Source organism: Streptomyces sp. NPDC002809, assembly GCF_040295435.1.
GTDB lineage: Bacteria > Actinomycetota > Actinomycetes > Streptomycetales > Streptomycetaceae > Streptomyces.
In genome coordinates, this window is sequence record NZ_JBEOVJ010000151.1 from 1 (window position 1) to 7,674 (window position 7,674).

The window sequence follows — 7,674 nt, forward strand, 5'->3', positions numbered from 1 at the left end:
ACTTTCTTTCCCTTCACGTCGTTCTTCCTTTCTGGTTGTTATCCCGGGCTGACATCGGGCAGCTCCAGCACCCGCACCACTGTGCCCCGTGACCGGCCCCGGCCGGTCACGGGGCACAGTGGTGCGGGTGCTGGGTCCCGTGACCCGCACCCGGCACCGCTTCTCCGGTCACGCGCACGGATTTCGGCGCGACACGCCGTAACGTAGCTTGACGTGACCACCCTCGGAACCGGGGTTCTGCGCATCCGGACCTGGCTGCGCGACCATCCCCTCGCGCTGGACGGCGCGCTCGCCCTGGCCGTGTACGTGGCCATGGTCGTCGGATCCTTCGCCGATCCGGGCGCCCACCACGGGCCCACCTTCGGCACCCGCGCGCCCGCGGTGGGCAGCGTGTTCCTGATGGCACTGGGCGCCCTCGCCCTGGTCTGGCGGCGCCGCCGGCCGATGGCCGTTCTCGCCGCCACCGGGGTGCTGGCCGTCGTCGAGCTGGTGACGGCCGATCCGCCGGCCCCCGTGGTGATGAGCACCGTCATCGCGCTCTACACCGTCGCCGCCCGCACCGACCGGCCGACGACCTGGCGGGTCGGGCTGCTCACCATGGCCGTGCTCACCGCGGCCGCGATGTTCTTCGGCTCGGCCCCCTGGTACAGCCAGGAGAACCTCGGCATCTTCGCCTGGACCGGGATGGCGGGCGCGGCGGGGGACGCGGTCCGCTCCCGGCGGGCGTTCGTCGACGCGATCAGGGAGCGCGCCGAACGGGCCGAGCGGACCCGTGAGGAGGAGGCCCGGCGCCGGGTGGCGGAGGAGCGGCTGCGGATCGCCCGTGACCTGCATGATGTCGTCGCCCACCACATCGCCCTGGTCAACGTGCAGGCCGGGGTCGCGGCCCACGTCATGGACAGGCGCCCCGACCAGGCCAAGGAGGCGCTCGCCCACGTCCGGGAGGCGAGCCGCTCCGCGCTCAACGAACTGCGGGCCACCGTGGGGCTGCTGCGTCAGTCCGGCGACCCGACGGCGCCGACCGAACCCGCCCCCGGCCTCGCCGTCCTCGACGAGCTCGTGAAGACCCTGCGGCAGGCGGGGCTGCCCGTCGAGGTGGCCTGCGCGGCGAAGGAGGGGCCACCGCTGCCCGCCGCCGTGGACCTGGCCGCGTACCGGGTGATCCAGGAGGCGCTGACCAATGTGCGCAAGCACGCGGGCCCAGGGGCGAAGGCCGAGGTCAGTGTCGTACGTGTCGGGGCCACGGCCGAGGTCATGGTCCTGGACAACGGGCGCGGAACGGCCGGCCGTGCGGGCGGCGGCGGCGACGTCGTCGGCGGCGGCCACGGCCTCCTCGGCATGCGGGAACGCGTCACCGCCCTGGGCGGCACCCTCACCGCCGGCCCCCGTTACGGCGGCGGATTCAGGGTTCATGCGATCCTGCCCCTCAAGGCCCGTGCGCAGGAGCCGGATCAGCCGGGCGCGGCGGGCCGGACGGGGGAGCACGCATGACATCGGCCATCAAGGTCCTGCTCGTCGACGACCAGGCGCTGCTGCGGAGCGCGTTCCGTGTACTGGTCGACTCGGAGCCCGACATGCAGGTGGTCGGCGAGGCGGCGGACGGGGCGCAGGCCGTGGAACTGGCCCGGTCGACGCGCGCCGACGTGGTGCTGATGGACATCCGGATGCCCGGTACGGACGGGCTCACCGCGACCCGGATGATCAGCGCCGACCCGGAACTCGCGGACGTGCGCGTGGTCATGCTCACCACCTTCGAGGTGGACGAGTACGTGGTGCAGTCACTGCGGGCCGGCGCCTCGGGCTTCCTCGGGAAAGGGGCGGAACCGGAGGAACTCCTCAACGCCATCCGGATCGCCGCGGGGGGCGAGGCGCTGCTGTCGCCCGCCGCGACCAAGGGGCTGATCGCCACGTTCCTTGCGCAGGGCGGAAGTTCGGGCGAGGGAGGGCCTGGGGCCGCCGAGTACTCCGCGCGGCTGGAGGCCCTGACCACCAGGGAGCGCGAAGTGCTGGTGCTCGTCGCGGGCGGGCTGTCCAACGACGAGATCGCCGAGCGGCTCGTGGTAAGTCCCCTCACCGTCAAGACCCACGTGAACAGGGCGATGGCGAAGCTGGGGGCGCGTGACCGGGCCCAACTGGTCGTAATTGCATATGAATCGGGCCTGGTGCGCCCACGGGTGGAGTGAGGGTGCAGCGGCGGCGTACTCCAGCTGCTGTATGCGCGGCATAAGAAAGCGACCTGGGACCGACGTATTCGGTCCCGGGCGTGGGCGATCGTATAGGTGGGCCGGGTCTGTCCCCGAGTCACCCGCCCACCTGCCGCGTAAGCCACAGAAGAGAGACCTCACCCATGTCCTGGCTGTCCAGATTCAGCCTCGCGCAAAGGGCCCTGATCGGGCTGATCTCGATCGTCGCGCTCGTGTTCGGAGCCATCGCGATCCCGCAGCTCAAGCAGCAGTTGCTGCCCACCATCGAACTCCCGATGGTGTCGGTGCTCGCGCCCTACCAGGGCGCGTCCCCCGATGTGGTCGAGAAGCAGGTCGTCGAACCGCTCGAGGATTCGATCAAGAACGTTGACGGTGTCACCGGCATCACCTCGACCGCCAGCGAGGGCAACGCCGTCATCATGGCGACGTTCGACTTCGGCGACGAGGGAACCAAGCAGCTCGTCGCGGACATCCAGCAGGCGGTGAACCGCGCCCGCATCCAGCTGCCCGACGATGTTGACCCGCAGGTCATCGCCGGATCGACCGACGACATCCCGACCGTCGTCCTCGCCGTCACCTCCGACAAGGACCAGCAGGCGCTCGCGGACCAGCTGGACCGCACCGTCGTCCCCGCCCTGGAGGACATCGACGGCGTCGGCCAGGTCGCCGTCGACGGTGTGCAGGACCTCCAGGTCTCCATCACCCCCGACGACAAGAAGCTCGCGGCGGCCGGACTGAACGCGACCTCGCTCGCCCAGGCGCTCCAGGCCGGCGGCGCGACCGTCCCGGCGGGCTCCTTCTCCGAGGCGGGCAAGAGCCGTACCGTCCAGGTCGGCGGCACGTTCACCACGCTTCAGCAGTTCGAGGACCTGCGGGTCACCGGGCAGAACCCGGCGACGGGCAAGCCCACCAAGCCGGTCCGGGTCGGGGACATCGCGACGGTGAAGCAGGAGCCGTCCACCGCGGTCTCCATCACCCGTACCAACGGCAAGCCGAGCCTCGCCGTCATGGCGACGATGGACAAGGACGGCAGCGCCGTCGCCATCTCGGACGCCGTCAAGGACAAGCTCCCCGACCTGCGCAAGGACCTCGGCTCCGGCGCCGAGCTGACCGTCGTCTCCGACCAGGGCCCCGCCGTTTCCAAGGCGATCTCGGGTCTGACCACCGAGGGCGCGCTCGGCCTGCTCTTCGCGGTCGTCATCATCCTGGTCTTCCTGGCCTCGCTCCGCTCGACCCTGGTCACCGCGGTCTCCATCCCGCTCTCCGTGGTCCTCGCGCTGATCGTGCTCTGGACCCGTGACCTGTCGCTCAACATGCTCACCCTGGGCGCGCTGACCATCGCGATCGGCCGGGTCGTCGACGACTCGATCGTCGTCCTGGAGAACATCAAGCGCCACCTCGGCTACGGCGAGGAGCGCCATTCCGCGATCACCACCGCGGTGAAGGAAGTGGCCGGAGCGGTCACCGCCTCGACCCTCACCACGGTCGCCGTCTTCCTGCCGATCGGCTTGGTCGGCGGCATGGTCGGCCAGCTCTTCGGCTCGTTCTCGCTGACCGTCACCGCGGCCCTGCTGGCCTCCCTGCTGGTCTCGCTGACCGTCGTGCCCGTCCTGTCGTACTGGTTCCTGCGCGCCCCCAAGGGCAGCGCCGAGGACCCGGACAAGGCCCGCCGCGAGGCGGAGGAGAAGGAAGCCCGCAGTCGGCTCCAGCGCATCTACGTCCCGGTGCTGCGCTTCGCCACTCGTCGCCGCATCACCAGCGTCGTCATCGCCGTCGCCGTGCTGTTCGGCACCTTCGGCATGGTCCCGCTGCTCAAGACGAACTTCTTCGACCAGGGCGAGCAGGAAGTCCTGTCCATCAAGCAGGAGCTCACCCCGGGCACCAGCCTGGCGGCCGCCGACGAGGCGGCCAAGAAGGTCGAGAAGGTCCTCGCCGGTGACGAGGGCGTCAAGGACTACCAGGTCACCGTCGGCTCGTCCGGCTTCATGGCTGCCTTCGGCGGCGGCACGGGCGCCAACCAGGCCTCGTACCAGATCACCCTGAAGGACTCCGCCGACTACGACGCCACCCAGGACCGCATTGACGAGGCCCTGGGCAAGCTCGACGGCATCGGGGACACCACCATCGCCGCGGGCGACGGCTTCGGCAGCCAGGACCTGAGTGTCGTGGTCAAGTCCGCCGACGCGGACACCCTGAAGAAGGCCTCCGAAGAGGTGCGGGCCGAGGTGGCCAAGCTCAAGGACGTCACCGACGTCCAGAGCGACCTGGCGCAGAGCATCCCGCGTATCTCGGTCAAGGCCAACGCCAAGGCCGCCGACGCCGGTTACAGCCAGGCCACGCTGGGAGCAGCCGTCGCCAACGCGGTGCAGGGCACCCCGTCGGGCAAGGCGATCATGGACGACACCGAGCGCGACGTCGTCATCAAGTCGGCCCACCCGGCCACCACGATGGAAGAGCTGAAGAACCTTCCGCTGGGAGCGGCCAAGCTCGGCTCGATCGCCGAGGTGAAGCTGGTTCCCGGACCGGTCTCCATGACGCGGATCGACGGCCAGCGCGCCGCGACGATCACGGCCAAGCCCACCGGTGACAACACCGGCGCGGTCAGTGCCTCGCTCCAGACGAAGATCGACGCCCTGGATCTCCCGGACGGAGCCACCGCCACCATCGGCGGTGTCTCCCAGGACCAGGACGACGCGTTCATGAAGCTGGGCCTTGCCATGCTGGCGGCCATCGCGATCGTCTTCATGCTGCTGGTCGCCACCTTCCGGTCGCTCATCCAGCCGCTGATCCTGCTGGTCTCCATTCCGTTCGCCGCGACGGGCGCCATCGGTCTGCTCATCGTCACCGGCACCCCGATGGGTGTCCCGGCGATGATCGGCATGCTGATGCTGATCGGCATCGTGGTGACCAACGCGATCGTGCTGATCGACCTGATCAACCAGTACCGCGCCCAGGGCATGGGCGTCGTCGAGGCCATCGTCGAGGGCGGCCGTCACCGGCTCCGCCCGATCCTGATGACGGCCCTGGCGACGATCTTCGCCCTCCTCCCGATGGCGCTCGGCGTCACCGGCGAGGGCGGCTTCATCTCGCAGCCGCTGGCCGTCGTGGTCATCGGCGGTCTGGTCACCTCGACGTTGCTGACGCTGCTCCTGGTGCCGACGCTGTACGCGATGGTGGAGCTCTTCAAGGAGCGCCGCGCCAAGAAGAAGGCCGCGAAGCGGGCCAGGAAGGCCGGCGTCCCGGCCCCGGCCGCCTCGGAGGAGACCTCCTCCGAGGAGCCGGAGCCCGCGAAGGCCTGACCCGCCCGGTACGACGAGAGGCCTGTCCCACGCCAGTGCGTGGGACAGGCCTCTCGTGTTTCCCGCCGGGACGGCTTGACCGTCGAGGCGAGCCGGGGCGCGTGGCCGGCGGCCGGCGCGTCTCGCCCGCAGAGGGCGAGCAATCCCGGCCCGGCCCCGTGGCCGCGTGCTGTGAGGACAGCGCCGGAGATACGGGACGCGCCCCGGCGCCGGGCTGGGACACACCTGTGGACGTGTCCGGTCACGGCCGTGAGCGGCAACGGCCGTGACCGGACACATCCCGCTCACGGCCGTGGGCAGCCCCTGCAGCCGTGTCCGGACACATCCCGCGGGCAAGACCCCTACGGCAGCGCCAGCATCCGCTCCAGCGCGAGCTTGGCGTACTTCTCCGTCTCCGGGTCGACCTCGATCCGGTTGACCAGGTTCCCCTCGGCCAGCGACTCCAGCGTCCACACCAGGTGCGGCAGGTCGATCCGGTTCATCGTCGAGCAGAAGCAGACCGTCTTGTCGAGGAAGACGATCTCCTTGTCCTCGGCCGCGAAACGGTTGGCCAGGCGGCGCACCAGGTTCAGCTCGGTGCCGATCGCCCACTTCGAGCCGGCCGGGGCCGCCTCCAGCGCCTTGATGATGTACTCCGTCGAGCCGACGTAGTCCGCGGCGGCGACGACCTCGTGCTTGCACTCCGGGTGCACCAGCACGTTGACGCCGGGTATGCGCGCGCGGACGTCGTTGACGGACTCCACCGAGAAGCGCCCGTGCACCGAGCAGTGCCCGCGCCACAGGATCATCTTGGCGTTGCGCAGCTCCTCGGCGGTCAGGCCGCCGTTGGGCTTGTGCGGGTTGTAGAGGACGCAGTCCTCCAGGGTCATCCCCATGTCCCGTACGGCCGTGTTGCGGCCCAGGTGCTGGTCCGGGAGGAAGAGGACCTTGTCGCCCTGCTCGAAGGCCCACTCCAGGGCCCGCTTCGCGTTCGACGAGGTGCAGATCGTGCCGCCGTGGTGGCCGGTGAAGGCCTTGATGTCCGCGGAGGAGTTCATGTACGAGACGGGCACGACCTGGTCGGCGACACCGGCCTCGGTCAGTACGTCCCAGCATTCGGCGACCTGTTCGGCAGTGGCCATGTCGGCCATCGAGCAGCCCGCCGCGAGGTCCGGCAGCACGACCTTCTGGTCGTCGGTGGTCAGGATGTCCGCGGACTCCGCCATGAAGTGCACGCCGCAGAAGACGATGTACTCGGCCTCCGGCCGGGCCGCCGCGTCCCGGGCGAGCTTGAACGAGTCGCCGGTCACATCCGCGAACTGGATGACCTCGTCGCGCTGGTAGTGGTGCCCGAGGACGAAGACCTTCTCCCCCAGCTTCTCCTTGGCCGCACGGGCGCGCTCCACCAGGTCCGGGTCGGACGGGGAGGGCAGGTCACCGGGGCATTCGACGCCGCGCTCGCTCTTGGGGTCGGCGTCGCGGCCGAGCAGGAGCAGGGCGAGGGGAGTCGGCTGGACGTCGAGTTCCTGGACGGGGTGGGCCGTGGTCACGTCACGCACCCTTTCTTCTCTGCGGGGGAGCCTTTTCGTCTAATTGACGTTATCTATCATATCCGCTTCACGTCACTTTGACGATGCCGATAGCGTCGATGTGACGCATCCGCCTGCGGGGCCGGTGTGCGAGCATGAATGGAACAGGCAAGCGCTCGGCCCGGAATGAATCCGCGGTCCCGACGGTTGCAACGTCGGCAAGCAGTCTCCGTACAACCCGGGAGAGAAGCAGATGTCCGTATCGGACGAGACCACCACCGTGAGCGACGGCATCCTCCTGTCCGACGCCGCCGCAGCCAAGGTCAAGGGCCTGTTGGAGCAGGAAGGCCGTGACGATCTGGCGCTGCGCGTCGCCGTCCAGCCCGGCGGCTGCTCGGGCCTGCGTTACCAGCTCTTCTTCGACGAGCGTTCGCTGGACGGCGATGTCGTGAAGGACTTCGACGGCGTCAAGGTCGTCACCGACCGGATGAGCGCCCCGTACCTGGGCGGCGCCTCCGTCGACTTCGTGGACACCATCGAGAAGCAGGGCTTCACGATCGACAACCCGAACGCCACGGGTTCCTGCGCCTGCGGCGACTCCTTCAGCTAAACGCGAAGGAAGCACGGTAGCGCCGTACGGCGGCGGCCCCGGGATTCCGATCC

At 69.7% G+C, this 7,674-nt stretch carries 5 protein-coding genes; 4 read left to right on the forward strand and 1 reads right to left on the reverse strand.

Annotation, left to right across the window (positions count from 1 at the left end; translation table 11 throughout):
* The first annotated feature begins 213 nt into the window (after window positions 1-213).
* The 3 genes from ABT025_RS38930 to ABT025_RS38940 all read left to right on the forward strand — a co-directional run bounded on the left by ABT025_RS38930 (window position 214) and on the right by ABT025_RS38940 (window position 5,503).
* The gene (locus ABT025_RS38930) at window positions 214-1,491 is read left to right on the forward strand and encodes a sensor histidine kinase (protein ID WP_351003501.1); all 1,278 of its coding nucleotides are present in this window, start codon (window positions 214-216) and stop codon (window positions 1,489-1,491) included.
* A complete protein-coding gene (locus ABT025_RS38935; protein ID WP_351003503.1) occupies window positions 1,488-2,183 on the forward strand; it encodes a response regulator in 696 nt (231 codons plus the stop codon). The genes ABT025_RS38930 and ABT025_RS38935 overlap by 4 nt, the downstream gene beginning before the upstream one ends.
* A 164-nt stretch (window positions 2,184-2,347) precedes the next feature.
* Complete coding sequence (locus tag ABT025_RS38940) at window positions 2,348-5,503, forward strand: efflux RND transporter permease subunit (RefSeq protein WP_351003504.1); 3,156 nt, start codon at window positions 2,348-2,350, stop codon at window positions 5,501-5,503.
* A gap of 341 nt (window positions 5,504-5,844) precedes the next feature.
* Here the strand turns inward: ABT025_RS38940 and nadA are convergent, their stop codons facing one another.
* The gene (nadA, locus tag ABT025_RS38945) at window positions 5,845-7,041 is read right to left on the reverse strand and encodes a quinolinate synthase NadA (RefSeq protein ID WP_351003506.1); all 1,197 of its coding nucleotides are present in this window, start codon (window positions 7,039-7,041) and stop codon (window positions 5,845-5,847) included.
* Window positions 7,042-7,264: 223 nt separating this feature from the next.
* Here nadA and ABT025_RS38950 point away from each other — a divergent pair, with 223 nt between their 5' ends.
* Entirely contained in the window at window positions 7,265-7,621 is a 357-nt protein-coding gene (locus ABT025_RS38950; protein ID WP_030970782.1) for a HesB/IscA family protein, read from the forward strand.
* Window positions 7,622-7,674: the final 53 nt, after the last annotated feature.